This is a genomic window from Streptomyces sp. NPDC058664, from assembly GCF_042716635.1.
In the GTDB taxonomy this organism is placed as follows: domain Bacteria; phylum Actinomycetota; class Actinomycetes; order Streptomycetales; family Streptomycetaceae; genus Streptomyces.
Window position 1 is genome coordinate 51,413 of the sequence record NZ_JBHXRW010000016.1, and the last position, 20,031, is coordinate 71,443.

Annotated in this window: 18 protein-coding genes; 8 read left to right on the plus strand and 10 right to left on the minus strand. The window is 72.9% G+C overall.

The features are described from left to right. Positions 1-62 precede the first annotated feature (62 nt). On the plus strand, positions 63-875 hold the full coding sequence (locus tag ACFWUY_RS15415; protein WP_384107516.1) for an IclR family transcriptional regulator: 813 nt from the start codon (positions 63-65) through the stop codon (positions 873-875). Positions 876-908: 33 nt separating this feature from the next. Continuing rightward, positions 909-1,511: a hypothetical protein gene (locus tag ACFWUY_RS15420; RefSeq protein WP_384107520.1), complete on the plus strand. Its 603-nt coding sequence runs from the start codon at positions 909-911 to the stop codon at positions 1,509-1,511. A 2-nt stretch (positions 1,512-1,513) separates the two neighbouring features. On the opposite strand, the gene ACFWUY_RS15425 is transcribed toward ACFWUY_RS15420, so the two are convergent. Together ACFWUY_RS15425 and ACFWUY_RS15430 are read right to left on the minus strand one after the other, a co-directional pair. Continuing rightward, entirely contained in the window at positions 1,514-2,197 is a 684-nt protein-coding gene (locus ACFWUY_RS15425) for an ABC transporter ATP-binding protein (RefSeq protein WP_384107523.1), read from the minus strand. A 28-nt stretch (positions 2,198-2,225) separates the two neighbouring features. Further along, on the minus strand, positions 2,226-3,305 hold the full coding sequence (locus ACFWUY_RS15430) for an ABC transporter permease (protein ID WP_384107525.1): 1,080 nt from the start codon (positions 3,303-3,305) through the stop codon (positions 2,226-2,228). A 112-nt stretch (positions 3,306-3,417) separates the two neighbouring features. Between ACFWUY_RS15430 and ACFWUY_RS15435 the strand changes: the two genes are divergently transcribed. Together ACFWUY_RS15435 and ACFWUY_RS15440 are read left to right on the plus strand one after the other, a co-directional pair. Beyond that, a complete protein-coding gene (locus tag ACFWUY_RS15435) occupies positions 3,418-4,800 on the plus strand; it encodes a histidine kinase (RefSeq protein ID WP_384107528.1) in 1,383 nt (460 codons plus the stop codon). Then, positions 4,797-5,423, plus strand: coding sequence for a response regulator (locus ACFWUY_RS15440; RefSeq protein WP_384107530.1), 627 nt, complete (start codon positions 4,797-4,799; stop codon positions 5,421-5,423). The genes ACFWUY_RS15435 and ACFWUY_RS15440 overlap by 4 nt, the downstream gene beginning before the upstream one ends. A 17-nt stretch (positions 5,424-5,440) precedes the next feature. Here ACFWUY_RS15440 and ACFWUY_RS15445 read toward each other — a convergent pair whose 3' ends face one another. Continuing rightward, a complete protein-coding gene (locus ACFWUY_RS15445) occupies positions 5,441-5,773 on the minus strand; it encodes a DUF5955 family protein (RefSeq protein ID WP_384107532.1) in 333 nt (110 codons plus the stop codon). Between the two features lie 216 nt (positions 5,774-5,989). Between ACFWUY_RS15445 and ACFWUY_RS15450 the strand changes: the two genes are divergently transcribed. The 3 genes from ACFWUY_RS15450 (at position 5,990) to ACFWUY_RS15460 (ending at position 9,956) form a co-directional block, all read left to right on the plus strand. Continuing rightward, a complete protein-coding gene (locus tag ACFWUY_RS15450; RefSeq protein WP_384107534.1) occupies positions 5,990-6,604 on the plus strand; it encodes an NTP transferase domain-containing protein in 615 nt (204 codons plus the stop codon). 266 nt (positions 6,605-6,870) lie between these two features. After that, complete coding sequence (gene aceB, locus ACFWUY_RS15455) at positions 6,871-8,493, plus strand: malate synthase A (protein ID WP_384107536.1); 1,623 nt, start codon at positions 6,871-6,873, stop codon at positions 8,491-8,493. Between the two features lie 317 nt (positions 8,494-8,810). After that, complete coding sequence (locus tag ACFWUY_RS15460) at positions 8,811-9,956, plus strand: GDSL-type esterase/lipase family protein (protein WP_384107538.1); 1,146 nt, start codon at positions 8,811-8,813, stop codon at positions 9,954-9,956. Positions 9,957-9,973: 17 nt separating this feature from the next. On the opposite strand, the gene ACFWUY_RS15465 is transcribed toward ACFWUY_RS15460, so the two are convergent. Together ACFWUY_RS15465 and ACFWUY_RS15470 are read right to left on the minus strand one after the other, a co-directional pair. Then, complete coding sequence (locus tag ACFWUY_RS15465) at positions 9,974-11,755, minus strand: hypothetical protein (RefSeq protein WP_384107540.1); 1,782 nt, start codon at positions 11,753-11,755, stop codon at positions 9,974-9,976. Positions 11,756-11,920: 165 nt separating this feature from the next. Next, positions 11,921-12,892, minus strand: coding sequence for a fibronectin type III domain-containing protein (locus ACFWUY_RS15470; protein ID WP_384107542.1), 972 nt, complete (start codon positions 12,890-12,892; stop codon positions 11,921-11,923). Positions 12,893-13,023: 131 nt separating this feature from the next. Between ACFWUY_RS15470 and ACFWUY_RS15475 the strand changes: the two genes are divergently transcribed. Then, positions 13,024-13,686, plus strand: a complete 663-nt coding sequence (locus ACFWUY_RS15475) for a hypothetical protein (RefSeq protein WP_384107544.1) — start codon at positions 13,024-13,026, stop codon at positions 13,684-13,686. Positions 13,687-13,714: 28 nt separating this feature from the next. Here the strand turns inward: ACFWUY_RS15475 and ACFWUY_RS15480 are convergent, their stop codons facing one another. The 5 genes from ACFWUY_RS15480 to pucL form a co-directional block, all read right to left on the minus strand. After that, complete coding sequence (locus tag ACFWUY_RS15480) at positions 13,715-14,389, minus strand: aspartate/glutamate racemase family protein (protein WP_384107546.1); 675 nt, start codon at positions 14,387-14,389, stop codon at positions 13,715-13,717. A 59-nt stretch (positions 14,390-14,448) separates the two neighbouring features. After that, positions 14,449-15,897 carry a nucleobase:cation symporter-2 family protein gene (locus ACFWUY_RS15485; RefSeq protein WP_384107548.1) on the minus strand — a complete coding sequence of 483 codons (1,449 nt, stop codon included), beginning with the start codon at positions 15,895-15,897 and terminating at the stop codon, positions 14,449-14,451. Positions 15,898-16,192: 295 nt separating this feature from the next. After that, positions 16,193-17,581 (minus strand): 8-oxoguanine deaminase, encoded by a 1,389-nt coding sequence (locus ACFWUY_RS15490; protein ID WP_384107550.1) that lies wholly within the window; start codon positions 17,579-17,581, stop codon positions 16,193-16,195. A 48-nt stretch (positions 17,582-17,629) separates the two neighbouring features. Beyond that, positions 17,630-19,036 carry a nucleobase:cation symporter-2 family protein gene (locus ACFWUY_RS15495; RefSeq protein WP_384107552.1) on the minus strand — a complete coding sequence of 469 codons (1,407 nt, stop codon included), beginning with the start codon at positions 19,034-19,036 and terminating at the stop codon, positions 17,630-17,632. Between the two features lie 69 nt (positions 19,037-19,105). Then, positions 19,106-20,029, minus strand: a complete 924-nt coding sequence (pucL, locus tag ACFWUY_RS15500) for a factor-independent urate hydroxylase (protein WP_384107554.1) — start codon at positions 20,027-20,029, stop codon at positions 19,106-19,108. Positions 20,030-20,031 lie beyond the last annotated feature (2 nt).

Below are 20,031 nucleotides of genomic sequence, written 5' to 3' on the forward strand. Positions count from 1 at the left end.
TGCCCCGGCCGGTGGCCCGGTAGGCTGCTGCCTTGCCCGCCTGCCTCGAAAGGACCGTTGACGTGCCGACGTCCAGCGCCAGCACCACCGACGCCGCCAAACCCGCCGCGAGCGGAGGCGTCCAGTCCCTTGAGCGTGCCTTCGACCTCCTGGAGCGGATGGCCGACGCCGGGGGCGAGGTCGGGCTGAGCGAACTCTCCGCCAGCAGCGGACTCCCGCTCCCCACCATCCACCGTCTGATGCGCACCCTGGTCGCCTGCGGCTACGTGCGCCAGCAGCCCAACCGGCGGTACGCGCTCGGCCCCCGGCTCATCCGGCTCGGCGAATCCGCCTCCCGCCTCCTCGGCACCTGGGCCCGCCCGTACCTGGCGCGGCTCGTCGAGGAGACCGGCGAGACCGCGAACATGGCGCTGCTCGACGGCGACGAGATCGTGTACGTGGCGCAGGTGCCGTCCAAGCACTCGATGCGCATGTTCACCGAGGTCGGCCGACGGGTGCTGCCGCACTCGACCGGTGTCGGCAAGGCGCTCCTCGCGCACACCCCGGCGGAGGAGGTACGCGCACTGCTCGCCCGTACCGGCATGCCGGCCGCGACCGAGAAGACGATCACCACGCCGGACGGCTTCCTCGACGCGCTCGTCGCCGTCCGCGAGACGGGGTACGCGGTCGACGACAACGAGCAGGAGATAGGAGTCCGCTGCCTCGCGGTGCCGGTGCCCGACTCCCCCACCGCCGCGGCGATCTCGATCTCCGGCCCGGCGGGCCGCGTGACCGAGGCGGCCACTGAGAAGATCGTCCCGATCCTCCAGCAGGTGGCCCGCGAACTGTCGGCGGCACTGGCGAACACGGCGGGGAACGGGAACGGGCAGGGCTGAGCACGGCCTGATACAGGCCCTGAACTCGTCGCCATGGGTGCGGACGTCGACGGGGTGATCGAGATACGCGAGCGCGGTGGCCGCTGGGGCATCGCGCTCGGCCTGCCGGACTGTGCGCTCGGGCGCGACCGGCACGCCTGGGACGGCCTCTTCGGCTTCGGCGGCCGCCTCGGCGTGGACCGGGCCCTGTTCGACCGGCGGGGGTGCCCGGACGACGTGTCCGACCCGGTCCCGAGCACGTACGACGAGCTCCACCACTGCCACGCGTACGCCACGTGGGCCGGGGCCGCGGCCGTCGACCGGGACGTGCCGCTCGGCGACGGCCCCGACGGGAACCGCATCGGCGTATGGCGGCCGGGCCCGGACGGCGAACTCACCCTGGACGACGTGCCCTGGACACCGATCGAGGTCCTCGACGCGTCGGAGGAGATCTTCGGCGAGGACCTGATGCCACCGGAGTGGCCACCGGGCGCCGAGGTCCCCTGGAACGGTGCCGTGTACCGCCCCGTGACCCTGACGGCCCGCCTGTTCGCCCCACCTGACGGCAGCGGTTGGGGTCCGGTATGGACGGCGATGCGCGAGCTGGCGGCCGTCCACGGGGACGAGAACGTCCGTCTGGTGGTCTGGTTCGGCTGACCTCAGGCCCGTACCGGCTCCGCCGTAAGCCTCCCGTCCTGGACCGTCACCGTGCGGTCGGTGCGGGCGACGTGCGTGCGGTCGTGGGTGACCAGGACCGTCGCCGTGCCCCGCTCGGTCGTCAGCGTGGCGAGGAGATCCATGACCGCCGCACCCCGCTCGTGGTCCAGCGCGCTGGTCGGCTCGTCGACCAGGAGCACGGACGGCTCGTTCATCAGGGCCCGCGCGATGTTCACCCGCTGCCGCTGACCGCCCGAGAGCTGGTGCGGCCTGCGGTGGGCCTGGTCCGCGAGGCCCACCGCGCCGAGGAGTTCCAGGGCCCGCCCCCGTACCGCCCTCGGCGAACGCCCGGACAGACGGGCCATCACCTGGAGCTGCTCGGCCGCGCTCAGCGAGGGCAGCAGATTGGGCTGCTGGAAGACGATCCCGATGTGCTCGCGGCGCAGCCGCGCCTTGCCGGCCGGGGTGAGCGCCTTCGTGTCCGTACCGGCGACGACGACCCGCCCCCGGTCCGGGGTCACCAGGGTGGCGGCGACCGCGAGCAGGCTGGACTTGCCGGAGCCCGAGGGGCCGACGACCGCCGTGAGCGCACCGGCGGGGACGGTGAGGGAGACGTCGTCGAGGGCGGTGAGGCGGCCGTCCCCGTCGGGGTAGGTGAGGGTGACGGCGTCGAGGACGAGACTCATGGGGTGCTCCTGGAAGGGGTGGCGGGGCTCATCGGGCGCTCCCGAGGGCGGTGAGCGGGTCGACGGCGGTGATCCGCCGGATGGAGAGCGCCGCACCGAGCACACCGAGGACGATGATCACGGCGGCCGGCCCGAGGACGGTCAGCGGCTCCAGGACGAACGGCACGTTCCGGCCGCTGACCACGGCCCCGATGCCGACGGCGAGCGCGGTACCGAGCAGGGTGCCCGCGCCGAGCACGAGGACGGCCTGCCCGAGGGCGTCCCCGAGGAGGTACGGGGTGGAGGCGCCGAGCGCCTTGAGGACGGCGACGTCACCGCTGCGCTGGATGGTCCAGACGGTGAAGAAGGCCCCTATGACGAGCGCGGAGATGGCGAAGAGGAAACCGCGCATGAGCTGGAGCGAGCCGTTCTCCGCCTGGTAGGACCCTATGGCGGTGAGGGCCCCTTCGGCGGTCCGCGCCTCGGTGCCGACGGCCCTGTCACCGGCCGCCCAGTCGGCCCCGCCGTCCCCGCGCAGCGCGATGACGGTGGCCTGCTCCCCCGCGGTCGTGCCGTTGTGGCCGAGCCGCTGCCAGTCGTCGAGGGAGATCCACACCACCGGGGTGTGGCTGTACGAGGCGTCGCCGGCGACCGCCGCGACGGTGAGCTCCAGGGGGCCGATACGGACGGCGTCACCGGTGGCGACGTCCAGCTCCCCGGCCGCCGACCCGGAGAGGACGGCCCTCCCCGCGCCGGGGGCCACGGGCGCGAGCCCGGCCTCCGGCTCCGTACCGAAGGCCGACACGGCGGCGGTACGGTCCCCGGCGGCGGCGTTGAGGGTACGGATGCCGAGCGGCGCCGCGGCCGTCACCCCGGGCCGCTCCGACCAGCGGCGCCACTGCTCCTCCGTCACCGCCGAGTTGGTGAAGGAGACCGACTGCCCCGACGGCGGCGCCGCGAAGGCCAGCCGGTCGGCGGGCAGCCCGGTGATCGCGGAGACGTTCTCCCGCGCGAGCCCGGCGGTCAGCCCTGACAGCAACCCCACGAGCAGGGTGATCAGCACGATCACGGTGCCCATGAGGGCGAATCGCCCCTTGGCGAATCTGAGGTCTCTCCATGCCACGAACATGCTGACCAGAGTGGTCGGCGGGACGCCGCGTCGGCATCGCGCCACGGATGGCCCCGCCGTCAAACTTTCGGTTGAGTCCGGATCGCCGCCCGGTGTCTACGCTGGAGAGACCATGGATCCCCGCTCCTCCCCCCACCCCGCCCTGCGCTCCTCCCCCCACCCCGCCCTGCGCTCCTCCCCCCATCCCACCCGGCGTTCCCTCACCCCCGCCCTGCGCGCGCTGCGCCTCTGTCTGCACCTGCTGATGGCGGGCCTGCTCGCCCTCGCCGCGGTGCGGGCGGACTCGGTCGCGGGGACGGCGCTCGCGGTGCTGACGGGCGCGGTGTACGCGGCCGGTTCGTACCTGCCGTCGGTACGGGCCTCGCAGCGGGCGGCCGCCGTGTGGCTGGGGGCCCTGGGCGCGTCCTGGCTGGCGCTGCTCTGGCTGACGCCGGAGGCGCTCTGGGTGGCCTTCCCGCTCTACTTCCTCCAGCTGCACCTGCTCCCCGCGCGCTGGTCGCTGCCGGTGGTGACGCTGACGGCGGGCGCGGCGATCCTCTCGTACGTGGGGCACGGCGCGACGCTCAACCCGGGGGTCTTCATCGGGCCGCTGCTCGGCGCGGCGGTCGCGGTGGCGACGGTCCTCGGCTACCAGGCCCTCTACCGGGAGAGCGAACGGCGGCGCCGGCTCATCGAGGAGCTGCTCGCGACGCGCGCGGAGCTGGCGGCGGCGGAGCGGCACGCGGGGACGCTCGCCGAGCGGGAGCGGCTCGCCCGGGAGATCCACGACACGCTTGCGCAGGGCCTGTCCTCGATCCAGCTGCTGCTGCGGGCGGCCGAGCGGGCCCTGCCGCCGGGCTCCCCGGCCGCCGGCCACATCGACCGGGCGCGCCGGGCGGCGCAGGACAACCTGGCGGAGGCGAGGCGCTTCGTCCGCGCGCTGTCCCCGCCGGACCTGGAGCACGGCTCCCTGGCGGCGGCGCTTGAACGACTGTGCGAACCGGGACGGGGGGCGGATCCGCACGAACCGGGTCCGTACGAACCGGGTCCGTGCGAGCAGGGTCCGTGCGAGCAGGGGTCGCACGAGCAGGGACCGTACGGACCGGGAGCCGGTGCGCATCCGGGTCCGGGTCCGAGTCCGCACCCGCCGGAGGCCGGGCCGCGGGTCCGGTTCTCGGTGAGCGGTACGCCGGTCGAGCTGCCGACCCCGTACGAGGTGGCGCTGCTGCGGATCGCGCAGTCGGCGCTCGCGAACACGGTCAGGCACGCGGCGGCCTCACGGGCGGAGATCACCCTGTCGTTCATGGACGCCTCGGTCACCCTGGACGTGGTCGACGACGGCGCGGGCTTTGAGCCCGTCTCCGTACGCCGTCCCTCGTCCGACGGCGGTTTCGGGCTTCCGGCGATGCGCTCCCGGGCGGAGTCGCTGGGCGGCACGTTCACCGTGGAGTCCGCGCCCGGCCAGGGCACGGCGGTCGCCGTGTCCCTCCCTCTCCCCGCTGGAGTCCGACCATGACCATCCGTCTCCTCCTCGCCGACGACCATCCGGTGGTACGGGCGGGCCTGCGCGCGGTCCTCGACACGGAGCCGGACTTCGCCGTCGCCGGGGAGGCGGCCACCGCCGAGCGCGCGGTGGAGCTGGCCGCCGCCGGAGGTGTGGACGTGGTCCTGATGGACCTGCAGTTCGGCTCCGGGATGCACGGGTCGGAGGCGACGGCGGCGATCACGGCGGCGCCCGGCGGGCCGAAGGTGCTGGTCCTGACGACGTACGACACGGACGCGGACATCCTCGCGGCGGTGGAGGCGGGTGCCTCCGGCTACCTCCTGAAGGACGCGCCGCCGGAGGAGCTGGCGGCGGCGGTCCGGACGGCGGCGGCCGGGCAGTCGGCCCTGGCCCCGGCGGTGGCGCACCGGCTGATGGACCGGATGCGGACGCCGGCGGAGGCGCTGACGAAGCGCGAGCTCGAAGTGCTCCAGCTGGTCGGCGAGGGCCTGTCGAACCTGCAGATCAGCAAGGCGCTGTTCCTGAGCCAGGCGACGGTGAAGTCGCACCTTGTACACGTCTTCGCGAAGCTGGGCGTGGACTCGCGGACGGCGGCGGTGGCGACGGCGACGGCACGTCGGCTGATCAGACGGTAGCTCCGGGGCCCGCCGAGTCAGACGGTGGCTCCGGGGTCCTGGGCGGGCGGGGGCCCGAAGAGCTCGACGGCGTGACGGACCCCTGCCAGCCCCTCGGCGAGCGCGCTGACGGATCCGACGCAGCCCGCGACGATCAGCAGGGAGCGGCGCAGCCGCCGTACCTCGGGGGCGCCGCTGAGCGCCATCGCGTCCAGGGCGGCGAGCTCGCCCTCGGCGATGCCGCGATCGGCGAACTCCACCCGATGCGCGGCCAGTTCGCGCCTCAGCCGGGACACGGCGGACCGCAGTTCGGCCACCCTGGGGTCCACGCCCTCGCCGGTCACTCGCCTCTGCCCCACGCTTCGCAACACGGTTCTCCCCCTCGCACGACACTGTGCGCAGAACGCCGTACCCCGAACAGACCGACCACACCACACACGCCGCACACACCGAGCCGACCCGCCGGACGATGGTCGGGGCGCCGCGAGTCGCGGGCCAGTTAACTCCTTCGCCACCCCGGCGCGCCACCCCTGACGGTCGGAATTCAGGCGACCGTGTGATTCCGCCCGATGCGGTATGCACTCTCCATGACAACAGCGAATGATCGAACCCCCGTCGTCGCCGGTCTCCTCCTCGCCGCCGGGGGCGGGCGGCGGCTCGGGGGGCGGCCCAAGGCGCTGCTCTCCCATCGGGGGCGGCCGCTGGTGGAGCACGCGGTGGGAGTGCTCCGGGTGGCCGGGTGCGAGGTGGTGCACGTGGTGCTCGGGGCGTCCGCCGGTGCCGTGCGGGAGCGGGCGGAGCTGGCCGGTTGTGTGCTGGTGGACAACCCGGACTGGGCGGAGGGGATGGGGTCCTCGCTGCGGGCCGGCCTCGCCTCGCTGGCCGCCGATCCGCGGGAGGTGGACGCCGCGCTCGTACTCCTGGTGGACCAGCCGGGGATCGGGGCGGAGGCGGTGGCCCGGGTCCGGGCGGCGTACGGCTCGCGGGACTCGCTCGCGGCGGCCGCGTACAACGGGGAGCGCGGCCATCCGGTGCTGTTCGGGGCGGGGCACTGGGCGGGCATCGCCGAGGCGGCGGTGGGTGACCGGGGCGCGCGGGACTATCTGGCGGCGCACCGGGATGCGATCACTCCGGTGGACTGTTCGGATGTGGCCGAGCCGTACGACATCGACACGGAGGCGGACCTGTCCCACTTGGAGTGATCGGAGCGAGGGTGAGGAATGAGGAGTGAGCGGGGTGTGCACGGCCTGGCACTGAGCGCCATGGTCTGTCGATCCTGAGAATCTCGACATCAACAAACCATTGAACTTCCACCATGAGGAAACTAGTATCCACTGTTCAGAAGCGCCTGCTCGTTCAGAAGGCGTTCGCGGCCGTATCTCGGCGCCTGCGGCACTCCGTGCCGTCCCGCGACGCCCGGCGGCCGCCTGGCACCGCCCGTGAAGTCCGCTGAAGGAAGTGACAGTTCATGTCCGCACCAGCGCCGTCCCCCCTGGCCGTCGTCGATGCCGAGCCCCTGCCGCGTCAGGAAGAGGTGCTCACCGAGGCCGCCCTGGCCTTCGTCGCCGAACTGCACCGGCGGTTCACCCCGCGCAGGGACGAGCTCCTCGCCCGCCGGGCGGAGCGCCGCGCCGAGATCGCCCGCACGTCCAGCCTGGACTTCCTGCCGGAGACCGCCGCGATCCGCGCCGACGACTCCTGGAAGGTCGCGCCGGCCCCGGCGGCCCTGAACGACCGCCGTGTCGAGATCACCGGCCCGACCGACCGCAAGATGACGATCAACGCGCTCAACTCCGGCGCGAAGGTCTGGCTCGCCGACTTCGAGGACGCCTCGGCGCCGACCTGGGAGAACGTCGTCCTGGGCCAGGTCAACCTGATCGACGCGTACACCCGGAACATCGACTTCACCGACCCGCGCTCGGGCAAGTCGTACGCCCTCAAGCCCGCCGGGGAGCTCGCCACGGTCGTCATGCGGCCGCGCGGCTGGCACCTGGAGGAGCGTCACCTCACCTTCGAGGGACGCCCGGTGCCGGGCGCGCTCGTCGACTTCGGCCTGTACTTCTTCCACAACGCGCAGCGGCTCATCGACCTCGGCAAGGGCCCGTACTTCTACCTGCCGAAGACGGAGTCGCACCTGGAGGCCCGCCTCTGGAACGACATCTTCGTCTTCGCCCAGGACTACGTGGGCATCCCGCAGGGCACCGTCCGCGCCACCGTCCTCATCGAGACCATCACGGCCGCGTACGAGATGGAGGAGATCCTCTACGAACTCCGCGACCACGCCGCCGGGTTGAACGCGGGCCGCTGGGACTACCTCTTCTCCATCGTCAAGAACTTCCGTGACGGCGGCGCCAAGTTCGTCCTGCCGGACCGCAACGCGGTCACGATGACGGCCCCGTTCATGCGCGCGTACACCGAACTCCTCGTGCGCACCTGCCACAAGCGCGGCGCGCACGCGATCGGCGGCATGGCGGCGTTCATCCCGTCCCGCAGGGACGCCGAGGTCAACAAGGTGGCCTTCGAGAAGGTCAAGGCCGACAAGGACCGGGAGGCCGGCGACGGCTTCGACGGCTCCTGGGTCGCCCACCCCGACCTGGTGCCGATCGCGATGGCCTCCTTCGACGCCGTCCTCGGCGAGAAGCCGAACCAGAAGGACCGTCTCCGCGAGGACGTCTCCGTCGCGGCCGGCGACCTGATCGCCATCGACTCGCTGGACGCGAAGCCCACGTACGACGGCCTGGTCAGCGCCGTGCAGGTCGGCATCCGCTACATCGAGGCGTGGCTGCGCGGCCTGGGCGCCGTCGCCATCTTCAACCTGATGGAGGACGCGGCCACCGCCGAGATCTCGCGCTCGCAGATCTGGCAGTGGATCAACGCCGGTGTCGTGTTCGAGAACGGCGAGACGGCCACTCCGGAGCTGGCCCGCAAGGTCGCCGCCGAGGAGCTGGCCGCGATCCGCGCCGAGATCGGCGAGGAGGCCTTCGCGGCCGGCAAGTGGCAGCAGGCGCACGACCTGCTGCTCCACGTCTCCCTCGACGCGGACTACGCGGACTTCCTGACGCTGCCCGCGTACGAGCAGCTGGTCGGCTGACCGCACGGGAACACAGGACCCGCTGACCGGCTGCCCGCACAGCTGCCGTACAGCCTTTCCGATCAGGGCCCCGCCCCCGGTGTCGCACAGCACCGGAGGCGGGGCCCTGTCGCGTCCCCTGTGCCGTCTTCCCTGTGCTCTCTTCCCTGTGCTCTCTTCCCTGTGCCGTCTTCCCTGTGTCGGCACAGGGGACGTGACGGAACCGAGATATGCAGCTACCTAGCGGTAACAAGCCGCGACGTGCGAGATTCCGCCATGCCACCGGCCGGCGGCCGTCCCCCACGTCACTGCGCACCGCATACCGCAGGAGCACAGCCATGCCTTCGACCCCCCACCGCGCGCTGCGCGCATTCCTGGCACTGTGTACCGCCGCCGGGCTCGCCTCCGTCGCCGCCCCCACAGCCACCGCCTCCCCGGGCACCGGGCCCACCGCCGTCGTCGCCATGGGCGACAGCTACATCTCCGGCGAGGCCGGCCGCTGGCTCGGCAACAGCCTCACCAACTCCGGCAGCCGCAACGGCACCGACCGCGCCTGGACGGGCAGCGGTTACGACCCCTCCCGGGTGTACGGCGCCACCGCGGGCGGCTGTCACCGCTCGGACACCGCAGAGGTGAAGAGCGCCGGAGCGATCGCGAGCTCCCTCGTCAACCTCGCCTGCTCCGGGGCGACGACGAAGAACGTCTTCCGCGCCTCCCAGGGCGGCGTGGCCTACAAGGGCGAGGCCCCGCAGGCCGACCAGCTGGCGGCCGTGGCCGCCTCGCACGACGTGAAGCTGATCGCGCTCTCCGTCGGCGGCAACGACCTCGGGTTCGCCGACATCATCACCACCTGCGCGACCGACTACATCGTCTGGTACTCGTACTGCCACGACGACCAGCAGGCCGAGGTCGACGCGAAGATCGACGGGGTCATGGCAAACGTCGGCCGCTCGGTCGACGAGATCCGGGCCGTCATGACGGCCGCCGGTTACGGCTCGTCCGACTACCGGATCGTCCTTCAGTCGTACCCGTCCCCCATCCCCCGCGCCGCCGACAACCGCTACTCCGAGAGCGGCTGGGCCCGTACGAACACCGGCGGCTGCCCCTTCTGGGACCTCGACTCCAACTGGGCCCGCGACTCCCTCGTCCCTCAGATCGCCAACCGTCTCAAGGGCGTCGCGGCGGCCAAGGGCGTGCAGTTCATGGACCTGCGCGACGCGCTCCAGGGGCGCGAGGTCTGCGCCAAGGCGAGCAAGCAGGTGACCTCGACCGTGCCCGCTTCGGGGGCGACGAGCGAGTGGGCGCGCTGGATCGACAGCCAGAGCACCCAGGGCCTCGTCCAGGAGTCCGTGCACCCCAACGCCTACGGCCAGCAGGCCCTCGGCCGCTGCCTGGCCCTGATCAACGCCCGCCCCACCGGCAACCACAGCTGCCGCAACACGGCGGGGTCCGGACCGTCGGGGATGTACCTCATCACAGGATGAGGTCCACGGCATGAGGCTCACTGCGCGGTGAGACCGAGCGGGCCGAGGACCCGCTCCGTCTCGTGGCGGTCCGCCGCCTCCATCGCCCGCACCAGGGCGGCGGACCCGCCCGGCCAGGCGGCGGCCGCCGTGTCGAAGGCGGTACGGCGGGCCTCCAGGGGGCCCTTCTTGGCGGGCAGCGCGTCGAGGACGTACAGCGCCCGTGCCGAGGTGCCCACCTGGACCAGGTCGGACGGTTCACCCCGCAGACGCAGGGCCTGATGGGCGTACGCGCCGATCACCGGGTCCCGGAGCGCGCCGCGCAGGGCGTCGGGCGGGGCGGTGTCGAGGGCGGCGAAGAGCCCCCGGACGGCGGCCGCGTCGGAGGTGCCGGCGTGGACGGTGCCGAGGGCGGCGAGCAGCTCGGACCAGGCGTCGGCGGTGTCCCCGCGCGCGTGGAGCCAGTCGGCGAGCACGCGCGTGGCGACGCAGCCGGCCCAGCCCGCCGCGGCGGCGACGAGGTCGGGCGCCGCCCACTCCCTGACCTCGGCGGCGCGGGGCGCGGCGACCCCGCGCACCCGGAGCAGGTACCGCACGGTGTCCGCGCCGCGCGGGGTGAGGCCGAAGGCGTCGCCGGCGCGGAAGACGAGCCCGGTGGCGGCGAGCCGGTCGAGGACCGCGGCCAGATCGCGGGCCGGCCCGTCGAGACCCGCCCGGTCGGCCTCGGTGAGACCGGTCGTGCCGAGGAGCCGGACGAGTTCGGGCAGGGGCGGCAGCTCGTACCCGTCGGACGCCTCGGCCGGTACCGGTACGGGCAGGTCCTCCAGGTCCGGATCGACGGACCAGTCCTCGTACTCGGCGGCCTTGCGGGCGATCGACTCGGCCGAGCAGCCGCGCCGGTAGACCACGTACAGGAGGTGGGGAGCCTCTCCTCCGTACGGTTCGAACTCCTCCTCCGCCAGTTCCTCGACGGCGGCGATGAGGGTGTCCGCCTCCTCCTCGACGGGCCCGGCGTCGATCGCGGGCGGCGGGGGCGCGGGGACGGCGGCGTCCCCGTAGTGGTCGAGATGCTCGTCGAGCAGGGCGTCGGCGAGCACGAGGTGGGGAAAGGCGTCGGGTCCGGGCGCGAAGCGCGCGTACGGTCCGGCGAGCTGCTCGGCGAGACCGGCGGCGGTCCACCGGTCCTGGAGCGCGGCGGCCACCTGCCCGATGCCGGTGGCGACGGCGTGGTCGGTGAGCAGCGGCCCGACGGGAGGCGGCTCCTCCGCGTCCCGTACGTACGCGCGGGTGAGGGCCTCGGCGAGGAGGACGTCGGCGAGGGCCGTACGCCCCATCAGGTCGGCCCGGTGCACACCGTCGGGGAGCGGCGCCCCGTCGAGGGCGGCGAGCCGGCGCCGTACGTCCTCGGGATCGGCGAGGTCCGCGCCGCAGGACCGGAGCAGCGAGGCGTACCAGCGGTGCCAGGTGAGGTTCCCGGGGTCGGTCATGGCCCGCTCGAAGTCGGGCCCGGCCTCCGCCACGACGTCGGCGACCCGTTCGCGCAGCTCCCCGTCGAACCGCCCGGCGAGTTCCCCGAGCACGGCCGGGTAGACCTCGAGGTCCCCGGGTGCCGCGTACACGAACGTGGGCAGGTCCTCGACGAGCAGATGCCGGACGAGCGAGGGCGTCGGTTCGGGCACTCCGCTCCCCCGGTCGGCTCCGCGCAGGGCGAGCAGCCCCAGGACCGCCTCGGCGGCGCGGACGAACACGGGATCGCGGCGCTCGGGCGCTCCGTCGAGGAAGCTGTCGAGCCCGGTGTTGGTCAGAACGGTCTCGGCCACGCTTCCCAGGGTAGTTCGGCGGGGACGAATCGGGCGTACGGCGCAGGCGGGGCGCGGCTCGGAATCACCGGGGTCTCCGCGGGACGCGGACGCCCGGGCCATGTGCCGGACGCGGCCCGCGCGCCCGCGCCGTCAGCGCGCCCGCGCGCCCGTGAGCCCGCGTCGTCAGCGCACGGCCACCGTCCGGGGGGCCGAGAAGTCGCCCCAGGTGCCGTCCGGGAGTCGGGCGCGGAGGGTGACGGTGCAGCGGGTGCCCGGGGGGTCCTGGACGGGGAAGGTGTAGGTGGCGCGGCCGGGGGGCGGGGTGGTGCCCCAGACGATGGTGGTGGCGAAGCGGCCGTCGAGGTGGAGTTCGTGGTGGGTGACCGGGGCGCCGGTGGCCGGCGGGGTCCAGGTGACGGTGATCGCGCCCCTGGCCGCGGTCACGGCGAGGCCCGTGGGGGCGGTGTTCGGGGGTGCTCCCGGGGACGGGGCCGTGGTGAGGTCGGCGGGGGCGCTGTCCGGGGAGGAGTTCTCGGCGGCGTCGCGGGCGCGGACGGTGAACGCGTAGGCGGTGCCGGGGCGGAGATCGGTGACGCGGGCGACGGTGGTGGTGCCGGGCACGGTGTGGATACGGGTGTCGGCCTGGTAGACGTCGTACGCGGTGACCCGGGTGTCGTCCCTGGCCGGGGACCAGCGGAGGGTGGCGGCGCGGCTGCCGTCGGGCGTGGCGCGGAGGGCGGCCGGCGCGGTCGGGGGCGTGCGGTCCTCCGCGGCGGCGCGGAGGGTGGTGGCGGTGACGGTGGTGCTCGGGGGTGAGGTGTTGCCGGCGGCGTCGCGGGCGCGGACCGTGAAGCGGTGGAGGGTGGCGGGGGCGAGTCCGACGACGTCGGTCATGAGGGTGGTGGCGGGGAGGTCCCTGATCCTGCGGCCCTCGCTGTAGACGGTGTAGCCGGTGACGGCGCGGTCGTCGGTGGACGCGTTCCACATGACGTGGACGGTGCTCGCGCTGCCGGCGGTCGCGGTGACCCCGGTGGGCGCGGTGGGGGCGCGGGTGTCCTCGGGCGGGGGTGCGGCGGCGCCCGCGCACCCGGTGAGGGTGAGGGCGACGGCGACTACGAGCGGGGTCAACAGGCTTGCGGCGAGCGGGCGTTGCACGGGCCGGCCTCCGTCCGTCGAAAAGGTCCAGACCTATATCGCACAGCCGGGCGGGGCACGGCAAGGGGGCGTTGTCAGTGGCGTGCGCTTCACTGAGAACATCACTCTCCGTAGTCGAATCTGGGGGAATCATGACGGACCGTACGACCTATGTGACCTTCGCCGGAGTGCGCCGCCGGGGCTGGACCGACACGATGGTGCGGGACCTGCTCGGCACGCCCGACGTCCAGGGCCGCGACCCGCGCCGCTGGTCCCTGGCGCCGCTGCGGCTCTATCTCCTGGCCCGGGTCGAGACGGTGGAGCGGACACCGGAGTTCGCCGAGACCTCGGCACTCGCCCCGGCCCGCTCATCGGCCGCCGCGGCCTACGCCGAGCGGCGCAGGGCCGCCGTCCTGGCCGCGATCCGCGCGGAGCCGATCGAGGTGCCCCGGCTGCCCGCGCCCGAACTGGAGCGGCGGGCCGTCCGCCACCGACAGCTCCTCGGGGCACGGAGCCCCGGAAGCCCGCGGGTGGGGGCCTCGGAGAGGGCCGGGACGGGGGCCGGGGCGGGGCGTGGGACGCCCGTCGCGCTCGTGGCGCCTGCCGAGGCGCCCGCCGGAGCGCTCGTGCGGTGGCAGGTGACGTATCTGCGGTACGCCCTCTCGCGGTACGAGGTGCTGCTCGACGGCCTGTACGGGGAGACCGGGCGCGGCAAGGCCGAGCGGCTGCTGCGGCGGCGGCTGTACGAGGCGATCGGAGCCGTGTACCCGGCGCTGGCCGGCGAGTGCCGTCGCCGGATCGCGGTGGAGCGGTGAACCGTCACGCGGGCGGGCTCCGTGACGGTCATCCGGACAGCAGGCGCACGATCGCCCGGCAGGCCGCCGGGATCGGGGCGACGATCCCGACCGCGCAACGGATCCGGAGCTCCTCCGCCGCCTCGCCCAGTGGGCCGCCGCCGATGACGACCGCCCGGGCGCCGTCGCGCTCCGCACAGGCGCGGACCGCGTCCTCCAGTCGGTCGAGGAGCAGCGCGGGGTCGGCGGAGAGCCGTTCGGGTTCCCCCCTGGTGAGGCGGAGGCCCGTGTACCCGCCGGCGAGGCCGAGGGCCGTCACGCGCGCGTCGATGGCCTCGGCCAGGAGCGGTGTCGTGGTGGCGACGCCGAAGGGGGTCCCGTCGGCGGCCGCTTCCCTGAGGGCCGCCTCGCCGATGCCCACGACGGGGACACCGGCCGCCGCGCGGAGCGCTTCGACGCCCGGGTCGCCGAAGGCCCCGACGACGAGCGCCGCGCAGCCGCCGGCGGCCGTGGCGCGCAGCCCCTCGGCGAGGACTTCGGGGGCGGCGGCGCGCAGGGCCGCCGGGTCGGTGAGCATGCGGGGCCCCCGGCGCACGGTGACACCCCGGACGGAGGGGACACCGTCCCCGCCCCCGTCCGGGAGGGCGAGGCCGAGGGTTCGTCGGGCGATGGCGGTCATCATCGCGGTCGTGGCGGTGGAGGTGTTGGGGTTGATCAGCACCACGGCCCCGGGCCCCGCGGAGTGCGCGGGGCCCGGGGCGGGCGGTGGGGTGTCGGGCGGGTTCAGTGGACGTGCGCCGCCTTCGCCGCCTGGCTGCCGGAGATCTCCTCGCCGGGCTCCATCGGTGCGGTGACCTCGTCGTCGTCCCGGCCCGCGCCCAGGTGGTTGAAGACCACGTTGAGCAGGACCGCCGCCACGCAGCCGGTCGAGATGCCGGAGTCCAGGATGATCTTCGCGGTCTCGGGGAAGGCGTGGTAGAACTCCGGCGCCGTGATCGGGATGATGCCGACGGCCAGCGAGACGGCCACGATCAGCACGTTGTTGTCCTTCTCCAGGCCGGCCTTGACCAGGGTCTGGATGCCGCTGGCGGCGACCGAGCCGAAGAGGACGACGCCCGCGCCGCCGAGGACCGGCCGGGGGACGACCGAGATGAGCGAGGCGGCGACCGGCGAGAGGCCCATCAGGACCAGGAAGCCACCGCCGCAGGCGACGACGAAGCGGCTCCTGATCCGGGTCATGGCGACCAGGCCGATGTTCTGCGCGAAGGCGCTGCACATGAAGCCGTTGAAGAGCGGGCTGATCGCGGAACCGAGGGTGTCGGCGCGCAGTCCGGCCGCGATGGTCTTCTCGTCGGCCGGCCGGTCGACGATCTCGCCGAGCGCCAGCATGTCGGCGGTCGACTCGGTCATGGAGACCAGCATGACCACGCACATGGAGATGATCGCGGCGAGGGCGAACTGCGGGCCGCCGAAGTGGAACGGAGTCGGGAAGCCGACGATGTCCGCCTCGGTCACCGGGGAGAAGTCGGTGACGCCGAACGGTATGGCGATGACGGTGCCGATGACGAGGCCGACGAGGACGGCGATCTGCTTGAGGAAGCCGCGGGTGAAGCGGCGGAGCAGCAGGACGACGACGAGCGTGATGCCGGCCAGGGTGAGGAACGTGGTCGAACCGTAGTCCTTCGCCTGGGGGTTGGGCCCCTGGGCCCAGCCGAACGCGACCGGGAGGAGGGAGACACCGATGAGGGTGATCACGGTGCCGGTGACGACCGGCGGGAAGAACCGCACGAGCCGGGAGAACCAGGGGGCGGCGAGGAAGCCGAGGAGTCCGGCGACGATGATCGCGCCGAAGATCACGGGGAGCGCGTCGGCCTTGTTCTCGGTGGTGTCGACGATGGCGAGCATCGGTGCGACGCCGGCGAAGGTGACGCCGTTGACGAACGGCAGCCGGGCGCCGATCTTCCAGATGCCGAGCGTCTGGAGGAAGGTGGCGAGTCCTGCGGTGAACAGGCTGGCACCGGTCAGGAAGGTGAGTTCGGTGCCGGAGAGGCCGACGGCCGCTCCGACGATCAGGGGCGGGGCGACGACGCCCGCGTACATGGCGGCCACGTGCTGGAGGCCGCTGGTGAGCATCTTCACTGGGGGCAGCGTCTCGTCGACCGGATGTGTCTCCCGGTCTTCGGGGGCGGAGCCTGCGTCTTGTGCATTGCGAACCTGGGGCTTGGCGGCCACGGCGGTTCCTCCGGTCGGTTACACGTCGGCGGCGACGCGGGGTTCAGGGAGGTGGTGCGATGCGGTGCGGGGTGCAGGAGGTGCGGCTCGTTGCGGGGTGGTGCGGTGCGCACGTGGAGAGGGCGTCGCGCGGGGACGGGGTGCCCGGTGGGGGGTGCGGGCGGGTGTCACCTTCCCGGGAGGCGCCGTACGTCTTCTGCGTACGGCGCCTCCCGGTCGGGCTGCCGCGGACCCCGCTCGGGTCCGCGGCGACCGACCGAGGGCCGTCCCCCTCGGTCGGACTCCATGGGGAGGATCAGCCCTGGGCCGTGACGCGGGCCAGGCGCTGCGCCTCCGCGCGCGCGTCGCGCGCGATCTGCTCCTCGTCGGCGAACAGCAGTCGGTTGTTCTCGACGATCTGCCTGCCGTTGACGAAGGAGGCGGTGACCGGGGCCGCGGCGCCGAAGACGACGGCGGTGACCGGGTCGGCGATCGAGGAGTGGCCGAGGCCGTCGATCTTCCAGAGGACGAAGTCGGCGAGCTTGCCGGCTTCGAGCGAGCCGATGTTGTCGGCGCGGCCGAGGACCTGCGCGCCGCCGTAGGTGCCGAGGCGCAGGGCCTGGCGGGCGTTGAGCGCGGCCTCGCGGTGGGCGCCGAGACGGTTGATGAGGAGCGCGTTGCGCAGCTCGGTGTGGAGCTCGCCCGACTCGTTGGAGGCGGTGCCGTCGACGCCGAGGCCGACGGGGACGCCCGCCTTGAGCATGTCGGGCACGCGGGCGATGCCGGCGGCGAGGCGCGCGTTGGACGAGGGGCAGTGCGCCACGCCCGTGCCGGTGCGGGCGAAGGCGGCGATGTCGGAGTCGTTCATGTGGACGCAGTGCGCCATCCACACGTCCTCGCCGAGGAAGCCGGTGGACTCGAAGTAGTCCGTCGGGCCCATCCCGAAGAGCTCGTGACAGAACTTCTCCTCCTCCACGGTCTCCGAGCCGTGGGTGTGCATGCGCACCCCGAGGCGGCGGGCCAGCTCGGCACCCTGCTTGAGCAGCTGGGTGGAGATGGAGAAGGGGGAGCAGGGGGCGACGGCGACCTGGGTCATCGCGTCGAAGGAGGCGTCGTGGAACTTCTTGACGGTCTCCTCGGTCGCGGCGAGCGCGCCCTCGGTGGTCTCCACCGCGAAGTCGGGCGGCAGGAAGCCGTCCTTCTCGCTCATGTCCATCGAGCCGCGGGCGAGGGTGAAGCGGACGCCCATGTCGGAGGCGGCACCGATGATGGCGCCGGACAGGTCACCGGAGTTCTTCGGGTAGACGTAGTGGTGGTCCATGGCGGTGGTGACGCCACCGCGGGCCATCATCGCCAGGGAGCCCTGGGCGGCGACGCGGACCATCGACTCGTCGATCCGCGACCAGGTCGGGTAGAGCGCGACCAGCCAGTTGAAGAGGTTGTGGTCGGTCGCCAGACCCCGGGTGATCCACTGGTAGAAGTGGTGGTGGGTGTTGACGAGGCCGGGCGTGATCAGGTGACCGGTGGCGTCGATCCTCCGGACCACGTTCTCCAGGCCCTCGGGAGCCTTGCCGGCACCGATGGACTCGATCTTGTTGTCGGCGACGACGAGGTGGCCGGAGGCGTACTCGGTGTCGTGCGCGTCGACGGTCGCGATCGCCGCGTTCTCGATGACGACGCGCTGGGCTGCCGAAGGTGCTGCCATGGCGGTGGTTCCTTCATTCCTCTGGGGTGGTGTGGGCACGGCAGGACCCTAGGAGGATTTGAGTGCCGGGGCCGTGTGACGGCTCCGGGTGCCGAGATGGTGGAAGAACAGGTTGAGCAGGACGGCGACGAGCGCGCCCGCGCTGATGCCCGAGCCGAGCACGGTCTGCGCCCAGGCCGGGAAGCCCGCGTAGAAGGTGGGCGCCGCGAGCGGGATGATGCCCGCTCCGAGCGCGACGGCCACCAGGATGATGTTGGAGCTGTCGTCGAGTCCGGCTTCCGACAGGGTGCGGATGCCGCTGACCGCGATCGAGCCGAAGAGGACGATGCCGGCGCCGCCGAGGACGGGCATCGGGACCATCGAGACGACCGCGCCGAGGACGGGGAAGGCGCCGAGGACGAGCAGGGCGCCACCGGCGACGGCGACCACGTACCGGGAGCGGACCCGGGTCAGCGAGACGACACCGACGTTCTGGGCGAAGGCCGAGGTCGGGAAGCCGCCGAAGACGGGGCCGAGCAGGGTGGCGATGCCGTCGGTGCGCAGTCCCCGGGTGATGGTCCGGCCGTCGCTGCGCCGCTCGCAGATCTCGCCGAGGGCGAGCATGCCGGCGCTGGACTCGGTCATCAGGACCAGCATGACGATGCACAGGGAGAGGATCGCCGCGGGCTGGAACTCGGGGGCGCCGAAGGCGAAGGGGGCGGGCAGTGCCGCGACGGGGGCCTCGCGCAGGGCGGTGAAGTCGGCCATCCCGAAGGGGATCGCGGCGAGGGTGCCGATGAAGAGGCCGAGGAGCAGCGCGATCTGCTTGACGAAGCCCTTGCCGAAGCGCTGGAAGAGCAGGATGACGACGAGGGTGAAGCCGGCGAGGGCCAGGTACTTCATGGCGCCGAAGTCGGCGGCCGTCCTGTCGCCGCCCTGCGCCCAGCCGACGGGCACGGGCATCAGGGTCACCCCGATGAGGGTGATGACGACGCCGGTGACGAGCGGCGGGAAGAAGCGCAGGAGCCTGCCGAAGAAGGGGCCGACGGCGAGGCAGAAGACTCCGGCGACCATCACCGCGCCGTAGATGGCGGGGAGTTGGTGGCCCGGTGCGCTGGTCTCGGCGATGGCGAGCATCGGGGCGATGCCGGCGGAGGAGGCCGCGTTGACGAACGGGAGCCGGTTGCCGGCGAAGCGTCCGGCGCCGATGGTCTGCAGGATGGTCGCGCAGCCGGCGATGAGCAGACTGGCCGCGATGAGCCGGGTCATCCCGGCGGTGTCCAGGCCGACGGCCTGGCCGATGATGAGCGGAGGAGTGACGACGCCGGCGTACATGGCGGCGATGTGCTGGAGTGCCGCGGGGACGAGCCGCGATGCGGGAAGCTTTTCGTCCACCGGATGGACCTGAGGGGTGCTGTCCGGCGGGGTGGAACACGGGCCTTCGGCGTGCGCCGGCCCCTCTGCGGGCTGTGCCATGGGAAATCCTCCGCTCTGGTGCGGCCCCGCCCGACTGCGGGCGGGCGGGGCCGGTCACTCAGATGCCGCTTAGAGGTTGGTCATGTCGACCGGGATCTGCGCCGTGGCTCCGTCGCGGAGGACGGTGGCCTCGATGAGGCCGTACATGCGGTCGGCGGCGTAGTAGACCTCGTTGTCGTTCTTCAGACCGAAGGGCTCGAGGTCGACCAGGAAGTGGTGCTTGTTCGGGAGCGAGAAGCGGACTTCGTCGATCTCCGAGCGGTGGTTGATGATGCGCGTGGCCATCTGGTAGAGCGTCTGCTGGAGCGAGTACGAGTACGTCTCCGAGAAGGCTTCGAGCATGTGCTTCCTGGTCTGCTCGTAGGACCGCTCCCAGTTGGGCATGCGCTGCTCGTCGTCGGTCCAGTTGAACCGCCAGCGGGCGGACACCTGCGTGGCCAGGATGCGGTCGTACGCCTCCTGGAGCGTCGTGTACTGGTCCTTGATGTAGCCCCAGAACTCCGAGTTGGTGGAGTTCATGACGACGAGGTCCTTGAGGCCGGAGATGACCTCCCAGGTCGTGCCGTCGTAGGTGACCTGGGTGACCCGCGTCTCCTGGCCCTTGCGGGCGAAGGAGTGGTTGACCTCGTCGGCGCCGATGAACTTGGAGTTGGCCTCGGAGGGGGCGATGCGCTCCCAGGCGTACTCCTCGATCCGGATGCGCGCCCGCTTGATCGGCTCCTGGCTCGTCACGAAGTGGCGGGCGAGGTGGATGCCGAACTGCTCGGCGGACTCGATGCCGTACTCCTTGGCGAACGCGAAGACGGTGTTCTTCGTCGTGTCGGTGGGGAGGCAGTTGGCGTTGGAGCCGGTGAGGTGGACGTCGTCGAGGTCGCCGGAGAGGGCGACGGAGACGTTGAGGTCCTTGATGTGGTGGGTGTCGCCGTCCCGCGTGATCTTGACGACGCGGTTCTCTGCTTTGCCGTACTGGTTCTGGCCGAGAATCGTGGGCATGT